At 69.1% G+C, this 18,360-nt stretch carries 15 protein-coding genes; 8 read left to right on the top strand and 7 right to left on the bottom strand.

Annotated features, from left to right (window positions below):
- Positions 1-26 precede the first annotated feature (26 nt).
- Positions 27-767, bottom strand: coding sequence for a 4-hydroxy-tetrahydrodipicolinate reductase (gene dapB, locus EXU32_RS04320; RefSeq protein ID WP_130628794.1), 741 nt, complete (start codon positions 765-767; stop codon positions 27-29).
- A gap of 114 nt (positions 768-881) precedes the next feature.
- On the opposite strand from dapB, the gene EXU32_RS17120 reads away from it, so the two are divergent.
- Positions 882-1,043, top strand: a complete 162-nt coding sequence (locus EXU32_RS17120; RefSeq protein ID WP_165399572.1) for a hypothetical protein — start codon at positions 882-884, stop codon at positions 1,041-1,043.
- Between the two features lie 70 nt (positions 1,044-1,113).
- Here EXU32_RS17120 and EXU32_RS04315 read toward each other — a convergent pair whose 3' ends face one another.
- Positions 1,114-2,982, bottom strand: a complete 1,869-nt coding sequence (locus EXU32_RS04315; protein WP_165399571.1) for an acyl-CoA synthetase — start codon at positions 2,980-2,982, stop codon at positions 1,114-1,116.
- Entirely contained in the window at positions 2,975-3,739 is a 765-nt protein-coding gene (locus tag EXU32_RS04310; RefSeq protein WP_130628792.1) for an IclR family transcriptional regulator, read from the bottom strand. Before EXU32_RS04310 ends, EXU32_RS04315 begins: the two co-directional genes overlap by 8 nt.
- Positions 3,740-3,898: 159 nt before the next feature.
- Between EXU32_RS04310 and EXU32_RS04305 the strand changes: the two genes are divergently transcribed.
- From EXU32_RS04305 to EXU32_RS04275, 7 genes are read left to right on the top strand one after another with little or no spacing between them, the layout of a single operon-like run.
- A complete protein-coding gene (locus EXU32_RS04305) occupies positions 3,899-4,777 on the top strand; it encodes an ABC transporter ATP-binding protein (protein WP_130628791.1) in 879 nt (292 codons plus the stop codon).
- A complete protein-coding gene (locus tag EXU32_RS04300) occupies positions 4,770-6,755 on the top strand; it encodes an AMP-binding protein (RefSeq protein ID WP_130628790.1) in 1,986 nt (661 codons plus the stop codon). Before EXU32_RS04305 ends, EXU32_RS04300 begins: the two co-directional genes overlap by 8 nt.
- On the top strand, positions 6,752-7,624 hold the full coding sequence (locus tag EXU32_RS04295) for a branched-chain amino acid ABC transporter permease (RefSeq protein ID WP_130628789.1): 873 nt from the start codon (positions 6,752-6,754) through the stop codon (positions 7,622-7,624). The genes EXU32_RS04300 and EXU32_RS04295 overlap by 4 nt, the downstream gene beginning before the upstream one ends.
- A gap of 7 nt (positions 7,625-7,631) precedes the next feature.
- Positions 7,632-8,696, top strand: coding sequence for a branched-chain amino acid ABC transporter permease (locus tag EXU32_RS04290; protein WP_130628788.1), 1,065 nt, complete (start codon positions 7,632-7,634; stop codon positions 8,694-8,696).
- Positions 8,697-8,747: 51 nt separating this feature from the next.
- Positions 8,748-9,944 carry an ABC transporter substrate-binding protein gene (locus EXU32_RS04285; RefSeq protein ID WP_130628787.1) on the top strand — a complete coding sequence of 399 codons (1,197 nt, stop codon included), beginning with the start codon at positions 8,748-8,750 and terminating at the stop codon, positions 9,942-9,944.
- Positions 9,941-10,783 carry an ABC transporter ATP-binding protein gene (locus EXU32_RS04280; RefSeq protein WP_242612879.1) on the top strand — a complete coding sequence of 281 codons (843 nt, stop codon included), beginning with the start codon at positions 9,941-9,943 and terminating at the stop codon, positions 10,781-10,783. Before EXU32_RS04285 ends, EXU32_RS04280 begins: the two co-directional genes overlap by 4 nt.
- A gap of 40 nt (positions 10,784-10,823) precedes the next feature.
- Complete coding sequence (locus EXU32_RS04275; protein WP_130628786.1) at positions 10,824-12,041, top strand: phenylacetate--CoA ligase family protein; 1,218 nt, start codon at positions 10,824-10,826, stop codon at positions 12,039-12,041.
- A gap of 19 nt (positions 12,042-12,060) precedes the next feature.
- Here EXU32_RS04275 and EXU32_RS04270 read toward each other — a convergent pair whose 3' ends face one another.
- The 4 genes from EXU32_RS04270 to lpdA all read right to left on the bottom strand — a co-directional run bounded on the left by EXU32_RS04270 (position 12,061) and on the right by lpdA (position 18,332).
- The gene (locus EXU32_RS04270) at positions 12,061-13,689 is read right to left on the bottom strand and encodes a hypothetical protein (protein WP_130628785.1); all 1,629 of its coding nucleotides are present in this window, start codon (positions 13,687-13,689) and stop codon (positions 12,061-12,063) included.
- A gap of 176 nt (positions 13,690-13,865) precedes the next feature.
- Positions 13,866-16,298, bottom strand: a complete 2,433-nt coding sequence (locus EXU32_RS04265) for a polyribonucleotide nucleotidyltransferase (RefSeq protein WP_130628784.1) — start codon at positions 16,296-16,298, stop codon at positions 13,866-13,868.
- A gap of 167 nt (positions 16,299-16,465) precedes the next feature.
- The gene (rpsO, locus tag EXU32_RS04260; RefSeq protein ID WP_130628783.1) at positions 16,466-16,735 is read right to left on the bottom strand and encodes a 30S ribosomal protein S15; all 270 of its coding nucleotides are present in this window, start codon (positions 16,733-16,735) and stop codon (positions 16,466-16,468) included.
- A gap of 199 nt (positions 16,736-16,934) precedes the next feature.
- On the bottom strand, positions 16,935-18,332 hold the full coding sequence (gene lpdA / locus EXU32_RS04255) for a dihydrolipoyl dehydrogenase (RefSeq protein ID WP_130628782.1): 1,398 nt from the start codon (positions 18,330-18,332) through the stop codon (positions 16,935-16,937).
- Between the last annotated feature and the right edge of the window lie 28 nt (positions 18,333-18,360).

Below are 18,360 nucleotides of genomic sequence, written 5' to 3'. Positions count from 1 at the left end.
GGGCCGACGGGCCGAGCGACCCGGGCCTACAGACCCAGGACGTGCTCCAGACCCACGGTGACCCCCGGGTGCTTGCCGACCTCACGCACGCCCGTGAGGACGCCGGGCATGAAGGAGACGCGGTCGAAGGAGTCGTGACGGATCGTGAGCATCTCCCCCTCGTTGCCCAGGAGGACCTCCTGGTGTGCGACCAGTCCCCGCAGGCGGACCGCGTGCACCGGGATGCCCTCGACGTTCGCCCCGCGAGCGCCATCCGGGTCGTCGGTGGTGGCGTCAGGGACGGCACCCAGTCCGGCCTCGGCGCGAGAGCGGGCGATCAGCTCGGCGGTGCGCGTGGCGGTGCCACTGGGCGCGTCGACCTTGCGCGGGTGGTGCAGCTCCACGACCTCGACGGACTCGTAGAAGCGGGCCGCCTGCTTGGCGAACTGCATCATCAGCACGGCCCCGATCGCGAAGTTGGGTGCGATGAGCACGCCCACGCCCCCCTTCGCCTCGACCTCGCCGCGCAGCTCGCTCGCCTTGTCATCGGTCCAGCCCGAGGTGCCGACGACGACGTGGACGCCGCGCTCGACGCAGTGGCGGACATTGCGCTCGCTGGCCGCCAGGACGGTGAAGTCCACGACGACCTGCGCGCCACCGAGGTCACCCAGGTCGTCGCCGTCGTCGAAGCGTGCGACGAGCTCGAGGTCCTCAGCACCCTCCACCGCCTCGCACGCCGTCGCACCCATGCGCCCCTTGGCGCCGATCACTGCCACCTTCGTCGTCATGGGCACAGCCTACGAAGGGGGCGACCCGCGACGAGCACCGACGTGTCGTTCACCTTCTGTTCACCTTCGTGCTAATGTTGTAAGTGAACAAGACATGAACAGGAGGTGTCCACCATGACCGTGACGACACTGAAGAAGGCCGAGACCTCTCGACCCGCTCCGAAGCTGACCTGCACGTGGGTCGCCGTACGCGGCGACGACGGCCGGACTCGGATGGAGATGCGCTGGGCCGCGGCCGACGAGACCGCCCACCGCGCTGCCCGCCACGCCGCCTGACCGAGCCTCGGCTCCCCCAGCACGCAGGCCCCCGACACCACACGGTGACGGGGGCCTGCTCATGCTCCGATCACTGGCCGGCGGCGGCGAGGACCTGTGACCACGTGACCTCGCGAGGCGCACCGACCCGGTCGGGCGTGGCCAGGGTGGCGATCGCCCGGGCCCGCTCGAGCCGACCGAGCTCGTCGCCGAATCGGTCGATGACCAGCAGGGAGCGCGGGCGCGCAAGGCCGCCCATGATCTCCCGCACGGCGTTCATCAGTCCCACTGCCACCTCGTCCAGGTCCGGGTCGGGGCCGACCTGGGGATCGAGGACGACCGCGGCGACGAGCGCGCGACCCAGCTCGGCGTCCTTGCGCCAGGTCACCTCCGCGGCCGAGACGTAGGGGTGGTCCTCGAGGACCTCGCGGACCTCTCGGAGCGACACCAGCTGACCGGAGATCGAGACCACCCCGTCGGTACGACCGAGGAAGGCGATGTGGCCACGCTCGTCCCGCGACGCGAGGTCACCGGTGGCGTAGCACCCGGGGTGGCGCGTCCAGTGCGACTGCGCGACATCGGCGTGGTCGCCCTCGACGTCGACGAGCGTGCCCGCCCACGGGAGGCGCAGCACGGCCTCGCCCGCACGCCCCGGGGGCGTGGGCTCGCCGGCAGCATCGACGATGTCGAGGTCGCAGTCGGGCAGGGCCGTCTCCCCTCCTGCTCCGCCAAGCCCGGGGTCCGCGGTGTCCATCACCCGCACGATCCCGCTGAGCTCGAGCTGGCCCCAGGCGTCGAGCACCTGCAGGTCCTTGGCCCCGAAGGCCTGCGTCAGCCACTCGGCGAGGTCGCTCTCGACGGGCTCACCGGCCGTGGTCACCCGCAGCAGGGACGGGATGCGCGAGACCTCGGGCAGCTCCCGCGCCCAGCCCCGCACTGTGCGCATGACGGAGGGCGTGGACACCATGCTCTCCACGCCGTAGCGCGCGATGATCTCCCAGGCCCGGGTCGGAGCCGGCTGGTCGAGCGTCCCCTCGTACATGACCGCCGTGTCCCCGTAGGCGAGCGGGCCGTAGATGCCGTGGAACTGGGTGACGGCCCAGGAGATGTCCCCGGCGCACCAGAAGACGCCGCCGGTCCGCAGCCGCCGGTGGACGGCGAGCGCACCGGCCAACATCGTCGCGGCCCCATGGAGGACGGACACGGGCTGTCCGCCCTTGGTGGCCAGCGGGACGATGGAGATGGGGTGGTCCGCCGGGAGGGACACGGGTGCGCCGAGGTCGCCCTCGTCCTCGCCAGACTCCGCCGGCGTGCGTCGGGTTGGTCCGACGATGTCGTGGTACCACCGATCCCCTTCGAACCAGGCCACGTCCATGCCGGTGCGGCGCACGACGATGGTGTGCTCGACCGACCCGCTGGCCAGCAGCGCCTCGTCAGCACGCGCCTTGGTCGGCAGCACGGTCCCGTGCCGCCAGGCGCCGTCCTGGGTGAAGAGCACCTTGAGGTCCAGCGCGCCCAACCGGTCGGCGAGGGGCTCGATCGGCAGCGGAGCGGGCAGGACCGCGTGGATCGCCCCCAGGCGCGCACAGGCGAGCATGGCCACGACCGTCTCGGGCAACCAGCCCAGGTGCAGGCCCACCCGGTCGCCGACCCCGACCCCCATCCCGCGCAGGGCACGGGTGAGGACGACCACCTGCTGGTGCAGGTCCGCGTAGGTGAGCGAGCGCCGGTCGCCCGGCTCTCCCTCCCAGTGCAGAGCGACCCGGTCGGCGCCGTCGACGAGGTGGCGGTCGATGCAGTTGGTCGACAGGTTGGCCATCGCATCGGCGAACCAGCGCCCCGACCGCGGACCCGGGGTCCAGAGCGCGGCGTACGGGTGGTCGAAGTCGATGAGCCCGGCGATCTCCGCCCACGCCGGGTCCGGCGGCGTGCTCCCCGGGTACGGCTCACGATCAGGCATGTCCCAGCGTCCTCCCCGCTGCCCGAGCCGCTCGGCCCAGATGGACGGCCGCCTTGGTGACGGCCTCGGTGTCGGCAGCATCAGGGACGGTGGCAGCGAGCGCCGCCACCGTCAACCCCTGTCCGTCCACCAGGCCCACGGCGACCTCTGCGGGCAGCGCCGGGTCGGCGGGCGTGAGAGCCAGGTGCTCGAGCGAGGCCCATCGGGCCCGCTCGGCGTCGGTCGCCACCTCGCGGTCCTCCCGCGTCGCCCGTGCCAGCGCTTGTCGCCACTCGTCATCGCTCGCCCGGGCGGCGATGATGCGACCTCCGGCGCAGGACAGGGCCGAACCCACCCGGTGGGTCTCGCGGTAGGGGTCCCGCTCGGCGCCGTCGACGCGGTCGACGTAGATGACCTCGCCGTGCACGAGGATCTGGACGTGCACGGTGCGGCCCAGCTCGTCGCGCAGCTGGGACAGGTAGGGGCTGAGGGCGCCGAGCAGCGGCAGCCGCGAGAGGTAGTGGTTGGACAACCGGGTCAGCTCTGGCCCGAGGCCGTAGCGGGAGGACTGGGGGTCCTGGACCACGAGGTCGGCCAGCACGAGCGAGCGCAGGAGTCGATGGACCGTGGGGATCGACATCTGCGAGCGCTCGGCGAGGTCGGTGAGGTGCTGCAGGGCGGGTCCCTCGCCCAGCAGGTCCAGCAGGACGACTGCGTTGCGGACGGTCCCGAGTCCACCTCGCCCGACGCTGCCCTCGCTCGCTCGACCGCCTGCCATGCGACCTCCTCCGCCTGTTGATGTCGACAGTTTCTTTGTGTCATGCAGTCAACCACAGTCCGTTGAACATTTCCGTAGAAGGTATTGCGCTTTCACATAGTGAAAACGTATTGTCGGATCGTTCCGGTTTCACTGTCGAAGCGGCGATCAGGAGGGTCAGTGCTGACCAGGTCCTACAAGCACTCCTTGCGAGGCGGTCATCTCCCGGCGGGAGAGCCACTCCTCGACATCGAGGAGGCAACTCTGCGGTTCGGGGGCGTCACCGCCTTGAGCGAGGTGTCCTTCCGGGTCACCGAGGGACACATCCACGCCGTCATCGGGCCCAACGGTGCCGGCAAGTCCTCGTTGCTGAACTGCATCAGCGGGCTCTACCACCCGCAGGACGGGCGCATCCGCCTGCACACCGCGGACGAGGGCAGCGACGGAGAGGCCGGCTCTCGGCACGAGCACGAGCTGACCACCTTGGCGCCGCACCGGATCGCGCGCCTCGGCGTCGCCCGCTCCTTCCAGAACATCGAGCTCTTCCACGCGATGAGCGTGCTGGACAACCTCATGCTCGGCCGGCACATCCACATGCGCCACAGCGTCCTGCAGTCGATGCTGTGGTTCGGCCCGGCCAGGCGACAGGAGATCGCCCACCGACAGCTCGTCGAGGAGGTCATCGACCTCCTGCAGCTGCAGTCGGTGCGGACCAAGCCGGTCGGCTCGCTGGCCTACGGCGTGCAGAAGCGCGTGGAGCTCGGCCGGGCCCTGTGCCTGCAGCCCTCGCTCCTCCTGCTCGACGAGCCGATGGCCGGCATGAACGCCGAGGAGAAGGAGGACATGGCCCGCTACATCCTCGATGTCAACGAGCTGGCCAAGGTCTCGGTCGTGCTCATCGAGCACGACATGAACGTCGTCATGGACATCTCGCACCGGGTGAGCGTCCTGGACTTCGGGGTCCTCATCGCCGACGGGACACCTGCGGAGGTGATGGCCGAGCCGGCCGTCATCGAGGCCTACCTGGGCGCCGAAGAAGAAGGGGCCGTCAATGTCTGACCCGTCCGCGGACACCTTCCCGAGGCTGCTCGCCGGCCTCGCAGCGACTCGTCCCGACGCCGTCGCCATGCAGGAGAAGCTCTACGGCATCTGGCAGCCGCTCACCTGGTCCGAGTACGCCCAGCGGGTCCACGCGACCGCCCACGGGCTGGCGGCTCTGGGCGTCGAGCGCGGGGAGGTCATCGCCGTCCTGGGCGACAACCGTCCCGAGTGGCTCATCGCCGAGCTGGCCGCGCAGAGCATCGGCGCCGCCGTCGTCGGCATCTACCCCACGTCCATCGGCGAGGAGCTGCACCACATCCTGGCCACCTCGCGGGCGCGGGTCGTTGTCGCGGAGGACCAGGAGCAGGTCGACAAGCTGCTGCGGCTGCTCGCCGAGGAGGCGCCCGCGGACGCTGCACCCCTGCACATCGAGCGGATCGTGTACTACGACCCGCACGGCCTCGAGCAGTACACCGACCCCGTGCTCATGGAGTTCACCGATCTCGAGGCCACGGGCGTCGAGCGGGCCGTCGAGCTGCCGCACTGGCTCGCAGGGCAGGTGGAGCAGGGCGACGCGGACGACATCGCGATCATCTGCACCACCTCCGGGACGACCTCCAAGCCCAAGCTGGCCGAGCTCTCCCACCGCAACCTGCTGGCCATGGCCGAGCACCTGACCAGCATCGACCCGGTCTCGACCAAGGACCGCTACGTCTCCTTCCTCCCCTTCGCCTGGATCGGGGAGCAGATGCTCGCCGTCGCCTGCGGGCTCTCGCACGGCCTGACGATCTCCTTCCCCGAGGACGCCTCCACCCAGCGCAGCGACATGCGGGAGATCGGGCCGGACCTGATGTTCTCGCCACCCCGGATCTGGGAGTCGATGCTCTCCGAGGTCCAGGTGCGCATCGACGAGTCGGACTGGTTCAAGCGACGCATCTTCGGCTGGGGCTACGGCGTCGGGGACAAGGTGGCCGCGATGCGGGTCAGCGGGCGCAAGCCCGGACCGCTCCTGGCGCTGACCCACAAGGTGGCCGACGCCGTCGCGACCCGACCGGTCCGCGACCAGCTGGGTCTGGCGCGGATCCAACGCTGCTACACCGGCGGGGCGCCACTGGGACCGGACGTCTTCCGCTTCTTCCACGCCATCGGCGTCAACCTCAAGCAGATCTACGGTCAGACCGAGATCTGCGGGATCGCGGTGCTCCACCGCGACGACGACGTCCCCTTCAACACCGTCGGCACCCCGATCCCGGGGACCGAGCTGCGGATCGACGAAGGGGGCGAGGTCCTGCTGCGCTCGGCGTCCGTCTTCCGCGGCTACCACCGTCAGCCGGAGGAGACCGCCAAGGTCGTCGACGCCGAGGGTTGGCTCAGCACCGGCGACGCCGGGTACCTCGACGACGCCGGGCACCTGGTCATCATCGACCGGGCCAAGGACGTCCTGACCGCCCCCGACGGCACCCGGTACTCCAGCGCCTTCATCGAGAACAAGCTGAAGTTCTCGCCGTACATCGAGGAGGCCGTGGTCTTCGCGCCCAGCGGAGAGCGGCAGGGCATGACCGCACTGATCATCATCGACCCGGCGACCGTGGGCGCTTGGGCCGAGCACGAGCGCCTGAGCTACACGACCTTCACCGACCTCGCCGCCAAGCCCGAGGTGCAGGAGCTGGTCGCGGAGGAGGCGACCCGGGCCAACGAGGACCTCCCCGAGGGGATCCGGGTCGAGCGCTTCGTCCTGCTGCACAAGCAGCTGGACCCCGACGACGACGAGATCACCCGTACCCGCAAGGTGCGCCGCTCGGTCATCGCCGACCGCTACGGCGACATCATCGCCGCCCTCGGGCGCGGCGACGAGCAGGTCTCGGTGCGCAGCCGCGTGACCTACCAGGACGGCTCGAGCATCGACCGCGAGCTGGAGCTGACCATCTTCGACCTGACCACCTACTCGGTCCCGCCAGGCCGGGGCCGCCGACCCGTCTGGAGTGGTCGCCGATGAGCACCTTCCTCAACCAGCTGATCTACGGGTTGGCCGATGGATCCATCCTCGCCCTTGCTGCCCTCGGGTTCGTCCTGATCTACAAGGCGACCGGCGTCATCAACTTCGCCCAGGGAGAGTTCCTGCTCGTCGGGGCGTACACCTTCTACACCGCCTTCGTCGTGCTGCAGCTCCCACTCATCGCCGCCGCGCTCATCGGGGTCCTCGTCGCGATCGTGATCGGGGTCGTCGTCGAGCGCTTCATCCTGCGGCCGATGGTGGGCGAGAACCCGATCAGCATCATCATGGTGACGATCGGGCTGTCCGCGCTGCTCAACGCGCTGGTCCAGGCCTTCTTCGGCACCGCGCCCAAGAGCCAGCCGAAGATCCTGCCCACCGGATCGCTCAGCCTGCTCGGCGCCAGCGTGCCGATCAACAGGTTGTTGGCGATCCTCATCGCCGGCATCGTCCTGACCGCCTTCACCATCTTCTTCCGACGGTCCCGGCACGGCATCGCCATGCGGGCCGTCGCCGATGACCAGCAGGCCGCCATGACGATGGGGATCTCGGTACGCCGGATCTTCGCCCTCGCCTGGGCGCTGGCCGGCGTCAGCGCCCTGATCGCGGGGGTGCTCGTCGGTGACATCTCCGCGGTCGACCAGAACATCGCGTCCTTCGGGTTGCTCGTCTTCCCCGTCGTCATCCTGGGCGGGCTCGACTCCGTGCCCGGGACCATCGTCGGCGGACTGGTCATCGGCCTGCTGCAGCAGTTCACCGGTGGGTACCTCGACCCGGGTCTCGCCACCGTCATCCCGTACATCGCTCTCGTCCTGATCCTGCTCGTACGTCCGTACGGGATCTTCGGCGAGACCCGGATCGAGAGGGTGTGACCTGACGATGGCCGCCACCGCCACCGGTATCCACCACCGCACCTATGTCTCCGAGCTGCGCCTGCGGGCCACGCGTGCCGAGTACTTCCGTCTGGGCCTGCTCACGGTCCTGCTGCTCGTCCTGCCCTTCGTCCTCGACAACTACTGGCTCTCCCAGGCCAACCTGATCCTCATCGCCGTCATCGGCGCCGTGGGGCTGAACATCCTCGTCGGGTACACCGGTCAGATCTCCCTGGGCCAGGGCGGCTTCATGGCAGTGGGCGCCTACAGCTCGGCGATCTTCTCCGACCGCATCGGGCTCCCGACACCCCTGGCGATCATCGGAGCCGTCCTGCTCTCCGCCGCCGTCGGGACCTTCTTCGGACTCCCCGGCCTGCGCCTGAAGGGCCTGTACCTGGCGATCGCCACGCTCGCCAGCCAGATGATCATCGAGTTCGTCATCCGCCGCTGGTCGTGGCTGACCGAGGGCCAGGGCTACCTCAACGTCGACCGCTTCGAGGTCTTCGGCTTCCAGGTCGGCGCACGGGCCGTCTTCGAGCAGCAGTGGTACTGGATCCTGCTCGTCCTCGCCACGCTGACGGTGCTCTCCGCACGCAACCTCTTCCGGACCGGACTGGGTCGCTCCTTCATGGCGGTGCGTGACCAGGACATCGCCGCCGAGGCGATCGGGGTCAACCTGGCCCGGGTCAAGCTGACCGCCTTCGCCATCTCGTCCGGCTTCGTCGGCCTCGCCGGCGCCCTCACCGCCCACTACAGCGAGGTCGTGTCGTGGGAGAAGTTCACCCTCGACGTGTCGATCCTCTACCTCGCGATGATCATCGTCGGCGGGCTGGGCAGCATCGCCGGGGCCGTCTACGGAGCCATCTTCATGACGCTCCTGCCCGAGGTCATCCGCCAGGTCGCCAACTCGCTGGGCTCCTCGATGCCCTTCCTCACCGACCAGCTGCCGGCCGTGCGCAATGCCACCTTCGGTCTGGTCATCATCCTCTTCCTCATCATCGAGCCACGCGGTCTCGACCGCATCTGGCAACGGATGAAGGAGTACGTCAGGTTCTGGCCCTTCCGCTACTGATCACCCGCCACACCCACTGGATCTGTGCCCCACCCCATGAAGGAGACAACGATGTCTGCACGAACTCGCTCACTCGCCGCGATGGCCGCCGCCTCGGCCCTGCTGCTGTCCGCCTGCGGCGGTGGCGGCTCCGACGGAGCCGACTCCAGCTCGCCCATCAAGGTCGGCATCATCGCCGACCTCACCGGCGCCACCGGTGACGTGGGGACGCCCTACAACGAGGGCATGAAGGCCTACATCGACTGGCGCAACAGCGAAGGGGGCATCGAGGGCCGCAAGATCGAGGCGCTGTCCAACGACTACGCCTACGAGGTCCCCAAGGCCGAGACGCTGTACAAGCAGTACCTGAACGACGAGGTCGTGGCCATCCAGGGCTGGGGCACCGGTGACACCGAGGCGCTCTCGAGCAGCGTCGGCAAGGACGAGCTGCCCTTCATGTCGGGCTCCTTCGCCGAGCCGCTGACCGACCCCAAGGAGGCGCCGTACAACTTCGTCGTGGCACCCACGTACTCCGACCAGATGCGCATCGCCCTCAACTGGATCGCCGAGGACGCCGGCGGCAAGAGCGAGGTCGCGGTCTTCCACAACGACAGCCCCTTCGGTACCGCTCCCGTCGCGGACGGCAAGAAGTGGATCGGCGAGAAGAAGCTCGACCTCGGCTACACCTCCTACGCGATGCCGGGCGGCCAGCAGAACTACGTGGGCCTGCTCGCCCAGGCCAAGAAGCAGGGGGCGAAGTACATCGTCATCCAGAACGTCGCCTCCCCTGCCGCGCTGGTCGCCAAGGACATCGCCGCGCAGAAGCTGGACATGAAGATCGTCTGCCTCAACTGGTGCGCCAACGAGCTCTTCATCGACTCGGCCGGACCCAAGATCGCCGAGGGCCACATGCTCATCCAGCCCTTCGCCCCGATGTCTGCGGACAAGGAGGGCCACAAAGTCATCAGCGAGTACATCAAGGCCAAGGGCATCGACGAGAAGAAGGTCGGCACGTCGTGGGTCCAGGGCTGGTACGCGATGGCCATCATGGCCGGGGGCATGGAGAAGACCCTCAAGGACGGTGACGAGCTGACCGGCGCCAACATCCGCAAGTCGCTGGAGACCATGGGCGGCCAGGACACCGGCGGCGTCGTCGGCAACGGCACCGTGGAGTTCACCGCGGAGAGCCACCGCGGCTCCTCCGCCACCGGCATCTACACGGCCAAGGGCGGCAAGATGGTCGAGGTCAAGGCAGGCGCGACGCCGTGAGCCAGGTCGCCGCTCAGCAGCTCGCGGGGGCGTCCTCGGACGCCCCCGCGGGGGGCCTGCTCACCCTGAACAACGTCGAGGTCATCTACGACGACGTCATCCTGGTGCTGCGCGGACTCTCCCTGTCCGTACCCGAGGGCCAGGTCGTGGCCCTCCTCGGCTCCAACGGCGCCGGCAAGTCCACGACGCTGAAGGCCGTGTCCGGGCTCCTGCCGAGCGAGCGCGGGGCCGTCACCGACGGCTCGGTGACCTTCGCCGGCGAGGACATCACCTCGATGGACGCTGCCGAGCGCGTGCGACGTGGGATGAGCCTGTGCATGGAGGGCCGTCACGTCTTCTCGCACCTGACCGTCGCCGACAACCTCGTGGCCGGCGCCTACACACGCAAGGAGAGCAAGGAGGACCTCGAGCTCGTCTACGAGTTCTTCCCCAAGCTCGCCGACATGCGGGCCCGGATCGCCGGCTACCTCTCGGGCGGTGAGCAGCAGATGCTGGCCATCGGGCGTGCCCTGATGGCGCGGCCCAAGCTGCTCATGCTCGACGAGCCCTCACTGGGTCTCGCTCCGCTGCTCGTCCAGGAGATCTTCGGGTACATCAAGCGGCTCAACGTCGAGCAGGGGCTGACCGTCCTGGTCATCGAGCAGAACGCTCGACGGGCCCTCGAGATCGCCGACCACGGCTTCATCATGGAGCAGGGCCGGATCGTCCTCGAGGGACCCGCAGCCGAGCTGAGCGAGAACCCTGACGTCAAGGAGTTCTACCTCGGCCTCGGCGAGGAGGGCAGCCGCAAGAGCTACCGGGACGTCAAGCACTACAAGCGCCGCAAGCGCTGGCTGTGACCCACCCCCTTCCCCATCCGGACCTCCACGAGGAGCTGTCATGTCCCTCCACGTTGCGATCGGTGAGCACCTCGCCCACCGCGCGATGGATCAGGCCGTCACGGACCTGATCACCCGTGCCGGGGCGGTCCCGGGCCTGGCCGCACGACTGGACCGGGCCGGGATCGACCCCGGATCGGTCCGCTCGGTGGCCGACCTGAGCGCGTTGCCCGTGCTGTCCAAGGACGACCTCGTCGCCGAGCAGGCGAGCACTCCCCCCTTCGGTGGTCTGCTCGCTCCCGGTGCGGCCGTGCAGCGGGTCTTCCAGTCGCCCGGCCCGCTGTACGAACCCCAGCTGGACGCCCCCGACTACTGGCGCTGGGGGCAGGTCTTCACCCACCTCGGCGTCGGGTCCGGGGACACGGCGATCAACTGCTTCGGGTACCACCTCTCCCCCGCTGGCGCGATGATGGAGGAGGGCCTGCTCGCCACCGGCGCAGCGGTGCTCCCCGCAGGCATCGGCAACCAGGACCTGCAGGCCCGGGCCATCGCGGACCTGGGGGTGAGCACGTACAGCGGTCTGCCGAGCTACCTCAAGGCACTCATCGACCGCTTCGACGAGCTCGGGCTGCCGCCGCAGGCGTGGCAGCTGCGCCGGGCCATGGTCACGGCGGAGCCACTCCCGGACTCGCTGCGAGCCGCACTCACGGCCCGCGTCGACTCGGTGTGCATGGCCTACGGCACCGGCGAGACCGGTCTGCTCGCCTACGAGGTGGGCGACGGTGCCGGCCTGGTTCTGGCCGACGGCGTCCTGGTGCAGGTGTGCGACATCGGCACCGGGGAGCCGATCGAGGACGAGAGCGAAGGGGAGGTCGTCGTCACCGTGCTGCGTCCCGACTATCCCTTGGTCCGGTTCGGGACCGGCGACCTGTCGGGGTGGATGCTCGGGCCGGACGGCTCGCTCCGTCTGCGGGGTGTGCTGGGTCGTACCGGCTCGGCGGTGAAGGTGAAGGGGATGTTCCTCCACCCGGCGCAGACCGCGTCGGTCATGTCCCGGCTCCCGTCCGTCGTCGACCACCGCTTCGTCATCGGCCGCACCGACCACCTCGACACCCTGCGCTGCGAGGTCGTCCTGGCTCCGGGCACCGACCCCGCGGACCAGGTGCAGCAGGTCACCCAGCGGATCCGTGAGGGGCTGCGCTTCAGCGCAGAGGTCGTGGCGGTCGACCGGCTGACGCCCGCCGAGGGCCCGATCCTCGACACCCGGGTGTGGGACTGATCGGCCGGGACGGCTGCGGCTAGAGGACCCAGGACGTGCTCGAGCCGAGGACCCGCGCGTCCCCGGTGTCCGGCACGAGGGTCGCTGCGACGAGCGAGCAGCGCCGGTGCGAGACATTGCCGTTGGCACGGTTCCCGTAGACCGCCTGCTCCCGCTTCGACGGGTTCCACGTCCAGTCGGCCTTGAGGTAGTGGCTGCTGGTCCAGCGGATCTCGCTCAGCACGAGGAGACCCTCCTTCACCCGGATCGCCCGGACGGCGGGCTGCGCGTCACCCGTGTCGCGGGTACCGCCCCACGAGTCGGCCGAGTCGGCGATGCGCTCGACGCCCTTGGCCTTCTTGTGCAGCTCGGTGCGCGCATCCTTCATGTCCTGGTCCACGACCAACCCGTTGACCGCGCCACTCTCCGCCCACGTCTCCAGCAGGGTGTCCACGTCCTCTGCACGCTCCAGGTCCTGCGACGACGGAGCGGCCTCCTCGGGGCCCAGCGCCGTCGGCAGACCGTCGGCCAAGGACATGGAGGAGCTGGCCTTCCACTCGCCGGCCGCGTGGTCCTTGGTGTAGACGTAGAGCGTCTCCGCGCCGTCCTTGGCAGGTTTGGCGGGCTTGGCGGGCTTCATCTCGACCGCGGCCCACAGCGGGTAGGCCTGTTGCACGGGCGCGTAGACCCGTCCGCCCTCATGGGTGAGGGGTTTTGCCGCGCCCTTGGGCTTGTCGTAGGCGTCGAAGCGCGCCGACAGCTCGTCCTGGGCGAGCATCGGACCCGTGTCGGCGGTCTTCCACAGGCTGCCGTCACCCGTGTGTGACTTCTTGATCGCGGCGTTGTTGCGCACGTCGTAGTCGTCGAGCATCGCCTGGGCATCGGCCTGCTCGAGGGGCACGACCCCGGAAGAGTCCCCGTGGTCGACCTCCTGCGGGACCGTGCAGCCTGTCGAGAGCACTGCGATCGTGCCGACGAGGGCGACCCGGGTGGCACTGCGGGAGAGGCTCGCTGGGGCGACCGCCTGCTCGACAGGCCGCTCGACCGATCGGGCCTCGGCTCGGCGGGCGGCCGCGCGCCGGGCCCGGCGGCCCCAGAGGATCATTGCCGCCAGCAGCAGCAGACCGACGAGCGCCATCACGACACCGGCGACGAAGGCCCCGGGCAGCTGGTAGCCGATCCCGACCTGGGGGGCTGCTCCCTTCGCCGTGGCCGGCAGCGCCGCGATCTGGACGGGGGCGTCGGGCGTGAGCGGGACCTCGATCGCCGCCTCACGGCCCTGGTCCTGCTGGTCCCAGACGTCGAGCCGCGACGGAGGTGCGGCCGGGTAGTCCCGCTCCCCTGCCAGCTGCTGCGAGCCGCCGATCCCGTCGGCCGACAGCCCGGTGATCTCGGTACGCGTGACCTCGCCCAGGTAGTCCTGCACGTGCACGGGGTGGCCCGCCCCGACAAAGGCCTCACCCTCTGCCGCCGTGGCGCTGACCACGAGGTCGACCCCGGCGACGTTGAGCAGTCTGGGCGCCGTCGCGACGATCGGGGCCGCACCGTCGGGCAGGGCCGTCGGCTCACCACCCCACGTGTCGTCCGGTCCGAGCAGGACCGCGACCGCGGCCCCGACGACGACGAGTACGACGGCGATGATCCCGGCGAGGATGCGCGCGGCCTTCATGAAGATGTCCCCCTGCGTGTGTGGCGTGTGTGGCGTGTGCACCGCACCGTCCCAACGGTGCCGGACCACCGTAAGCCGGATCCGGCGACCTCGCCCGCCGAGTATCCACAGGGGGATGACGAAGGGGCCGGCCCTCCCGTGAAGGAGAGCCGGCCCCGTCGAAGGACCCAGAGGGGTCAGTCGTCCTGGGAGTCGCTGGACTCGGAGGAGCCGTTCTCGTTGGACGAGGAGTCGCTGGACGAGGAGTCGTCGCGGCGGCGACGGCGACGCCCGCCCTCGCGGCCACCACCCTCACGACCGCTTTCACGACCACCGTCGCGGCCACCCTCACGACCGCCGTCACGGCGACCGCCACGGCCACCCTCGTCATCACCCTTCGGGCTGGAGGCCAGCTCGGCCTCCTGCTCGGGGCTGAGGACGGCGGCGAGGCTCAGCTTGCCGCGCGGGTCGATCTCCTTGAGCTCGACCTGGACGGTCTGGCCCACGCCGAGGATGTCCTCGACGGCGTCGATCCGCTTGCCACCGACGAGCTTGCGCACCTCGGAGATGTGCAGCAGGCCGTCCTTGCCGGGGGTCAGGGAGACGAACGCACCGAAGGTGGTCGTCTTGACGACGGTACCGAGGAAGCGCTCGCCGATCTCGGGCATCTGCGGGTTGGCGATCGCGTTGACCGCGTTGCGCGCAGCCTCCGCGGAGGGGCCGTCGACCGCACCGATGAAGACGGTGCCGTCGTCCTCGATGCTGATGTCGGCGCCGGTGTCCTCCTGGATCTGCTTGATCATCTTGCCCTTCGGGCCGATGACCTCACCGATCTTGTCGACGGGGACGTTGACCGTGATGATCCGCGGCGCCGTGGGGGCCATCTCGTCGGGAGCATCGATGGCCTCGTTCATGACGTCGAGGATGTGCAGACGAGCGTCGCGGGCCTGGGTCAGCGCGCCACCGAGCACCGAGGCGGGGATGCCGTCGAGCTTGGTGTCGAGCTGGATGGCGGTGACGAACTCGCGGGTACCGGCGACCTTGAAGTCCATGTCGCCGAACGCGTCCTCGGCGCCGAGGATGTCGGTCATCGCGGCGTAGCGGGTCTCACCGTCGACCTGGTCGGAGACCAGACCCATGGCGATGCCGGCAACAGCGGCACGCAGCGGCACGCCGGCGTTGAGCAGCGACATCGTGGACGCGCAGACGGAGCCCATCGAGGTCGAGCCGTTGGACCCGAGGGCCTCGGAGACCTGACGGATCGCGTACGGGAACTCCTCGCGGGAGGGCAGCACCGGCAGGAGCGCGCGCTCGGCAAGCGCTCCGTGACCGATCTCGCGGCGCTTCGGGCTACCGACACGGCCGGTCTCACCGGTCGAGTAGGGCGGGAAGTTGTAGTTGTGCATGTAGCGCTTCTTGGTGACGGGGCTCAGCGAGTCGATCTGCTGCTCCATCTTGAGCATGTTGAGCGTGGTGACACCCATGATCTGGGTCTCGCCGCGCTCGAAGAGCGCCGAGCCGTGCACGCGCGGCAGGACCTCGACCTCGGCGCCGAGGGCGCGGATGTCGGCGAGGCCACGGCCGTCGATGCGGACCTTGTCGCGCAGGATGCGCTGGCGGACCTGCGCCTTCTGCGCGGAGCGGAAGGCAGCGGAGAGCTCCTTCTCGCGGCCGAAGAACTCACCGGGAGCGTCCTCGGTGCCGGCGAGGGAGGCCTTCATGGCGTCCTTGATCTCGTCCAGACGGCCCTCGCGCTCCTGCTTGCCCGCGATGGTGAGCGCGGTCGACAGGTCGGCGGAGGTGGCAGCCTCGACGGCGGCGTAGGCGTCGTCCTGGTAGTCGAGGAAGATCGGGAAGTCCTCGACCGGCTTGGCGGCCTTGGCGGCCAGCTCGGCCTGCGTGTCGCACAGCTGCTTGATGAACTTCTTGGAGGCGTCCAGGCCCTCGGCGACGACCTCTTCGGTCGGGGCGGTCTTGCCCTGGTTCTTCACGAGGTCCCAGGTGGACTCGGTGGACTCCGCCTCGACCATCATGATCGCGACGTCGTCCCCATCGACGACCCGGCCGGCGACGACCATGTCGAAGGTCGAGCGCTCGATGTCGCTGAAGTTGGGGAAGGCGACCCACTGGCCGTCGATGAGCGAGACGCGCACGGCGCCGATCGGACCCGAGAAGGGCAGACCGGAGATCTGCGTCGACAGCGAGGCGGCGTTGATCGCGAGGACGTCGTACTGGTGGTCCGGGTGGACCGACAGGACGGAGATGACGACCTGGACCTCGTTGCGCAGACCCTTCTTGAAGGTCGGGCGCAGCGGGCGGTCGATGAGGCGGCAGGTGAGGATGGCGTCCGTACCGGGACGGCCTTCACGGCGGAAGAAGCTTCCGGGGATGCGACCGGCGGCGTACATCCGCTCCTCGACGTCCACCGTCAGGGGGAAGAAGTCGAAGTGGTCCTTGGGGGTCTTGCCGGCCGTGGTGGTCGACAGGAGCATGGTCTCGCCGTCGAGGTAGGCGGCGATGGCGCCACCCGCCTGCTGGGCCAGACGGCCGGTCTCGAACCGGATGGTGCGGGTGCCGAACTGACCGTTGTCGATCGTGGCCTCGGCGAATGTGATCTCAGGACCCTCCATCGGGTCCTCCTTTTCTCTCTACGTGCCGGGCGCATCGTCGTTGTGCCCCGGTGTTGTCTTCGGTGATGACCATCTTCAGTTGTCCTACTGTTTGCCGGCGGTCCAACTGACCCCCGGATACGCGAAGAAGCGGCCCCCAGAGTCGGGAACCGCTTTTCGCGACGTACTTATCGGCGAAGGCCGAGGCGCTTGATCAGCGCACGGTAGCGCTCGACGTCGGTGCTCTCCAGGTAGCGCAGGAGGCGGCGACGCTTACCCACGAGGAGCAGCAGACCACGACGGCTGTGGTGGTCGTGCTTGTGCTCGCGGGAGTGCTCGGTGAGGTCCAGGATGCGCTGCGTGAGCATCGCGATCTGCACCTCGGGGGAACCGGTGTCACCCTCGACGGTCCCGTAGTCGGACATGATCTGCTTCTTGACTTCAGCGGTCAGCGGCATGCGGTGGCACTGCTCCATTTCTTGGGTTGTTGCGCGGCGCGCCCGGGCTGGTTCACCGGGGCTCTGTGGATCCGCGGCCGATCTAACGGCAACCCGAGCAGGCTACCAGCGTCCTCGGGCACTCCCCTAATCAGCGGCGACCCTACGAGACGGCGCTGGCGCGCCTCCTCAGGGCCCGGGGGCGGGCGAAGGGAGTGCGTCAGAGGTTGATCATGTGCCCCGCGATGCCCTCGACGGCCTCCTTGACCGCCTCGGACAGCGTCGGGTGCGCGAAGACATTGCGCGCGACCTCGTCCGCGGTGAGGTCCCACTTCTGCGCGAGGGTGAGGACGGGCAGCAGCTCGGTGACATCGGGACCGATCATGTGCGCGCCGAGGATCTCGTTGTGCTCGGCGTCGGCGACGACCTTGACGAAGCCGACCGGGTCGCCCAGACCCATCGCCTTGCCATTGGCGGTGAAGGGGAAGGTCGCCGTCTTGACGTCGTAGCCCTTCTCCTTCGCCTGGTCCTCGCTGTAGCCGAAGGAGCCGATCTGCGGGTGGCAGTAGGTCGCACGCGGGATGAAGTCGTACTCGACCGGCATCGTGTCAGCACCGGACATGTGCTCCGCGGCGACGACACCCTGCGCCTCGGCGACGTGCGCGAGCATGAGCTTCGCGGTGCAGTCACCGATCGCGTAGACATTTTCGACATTGGTGCGGCAGTACTCGTCGATCGCGACCGCGCCGCGCTCGGTGAGCTCGACCCCGATCGACTCCAGGCCGAAGCCCTCGACCCGCGGTGCGAAACCGATCGCGGAGAGCAGCTTGTCCGCCTCGAGGACTTGGGCGTCGCCCCCCTTCGCCGGGGTGACGGTGACCTTGACGCCCGAGCCGGTGTCCTCCACGGAGTCGACCTTGGTGGAGAGCATCACCTTGACGCCGAGCTTCTTGTAGTGCTTGGCGAGCTCCTTGGAGATGGCCGGGTCCTCGGTGGGGACCATGCGGTCGAGGAACTCGACGATCGTGACGTCGACGCCGAAGTTCTTCATGACGTAGGCGAACTCGACACCGATGGCACCGGAGCCGGCGATGATCATCGAGCCGGGCAGGTCGGCGTCGAGGATCTGCTCCTCGTAGGTGACGACGTTGTCGCTCACCTCGACACCCGGCAGCATGCGGGTGGTGGCACCGGTGGCGATGATCAGCTTGTCGAAGCTGATCTGCTTCTTGTCGCCGTCGTTGAGCGCCACGTCGACCGTGGTGGCGGAGGTGATCGTGCCCCAGCCGTCGATCTCGGTGATCTTGTTCTTCTTCATCAGGAAGTGGACGCCCTTGACGATGCCGTCGCTCACCTGGCGAGAGCGTGCGTGCGTCGGGCCGTAGGACATCGTGGCGTCGCCCTCGATGCCGAACTTCTTCTTGTCATGGGTCAGCGTGTGCGACAGCTCGGCGCTCTTGATGAGGGCCTTGCTGGGGATGCACCCGACGTTGAGGCAGACACCGCCCCAGTACTTCTTCTCCACCACGGCAACGCTCTTGCCGAGCTGGGCGGCACGAATCGCCGCCACATAGCCACCGGGTCCAGCACCGAGCACAACGACGTCGAAATCAGCCATGTGCGACAGCCTAGCCACACCGGGGCGA

Origin of the sequence: Janibacter limosus, from assembly GCF_004295485.1 — a bacterium.
GTDB lineage: Bacteria > Actinomycetota > Actinomycetes > Actinomycetales > Dermatophilaceae > Janibacter > Janibacter limosus_A.
This window is presented reverse-complemented; position numbering and strand designations above follow the sequence as displayed.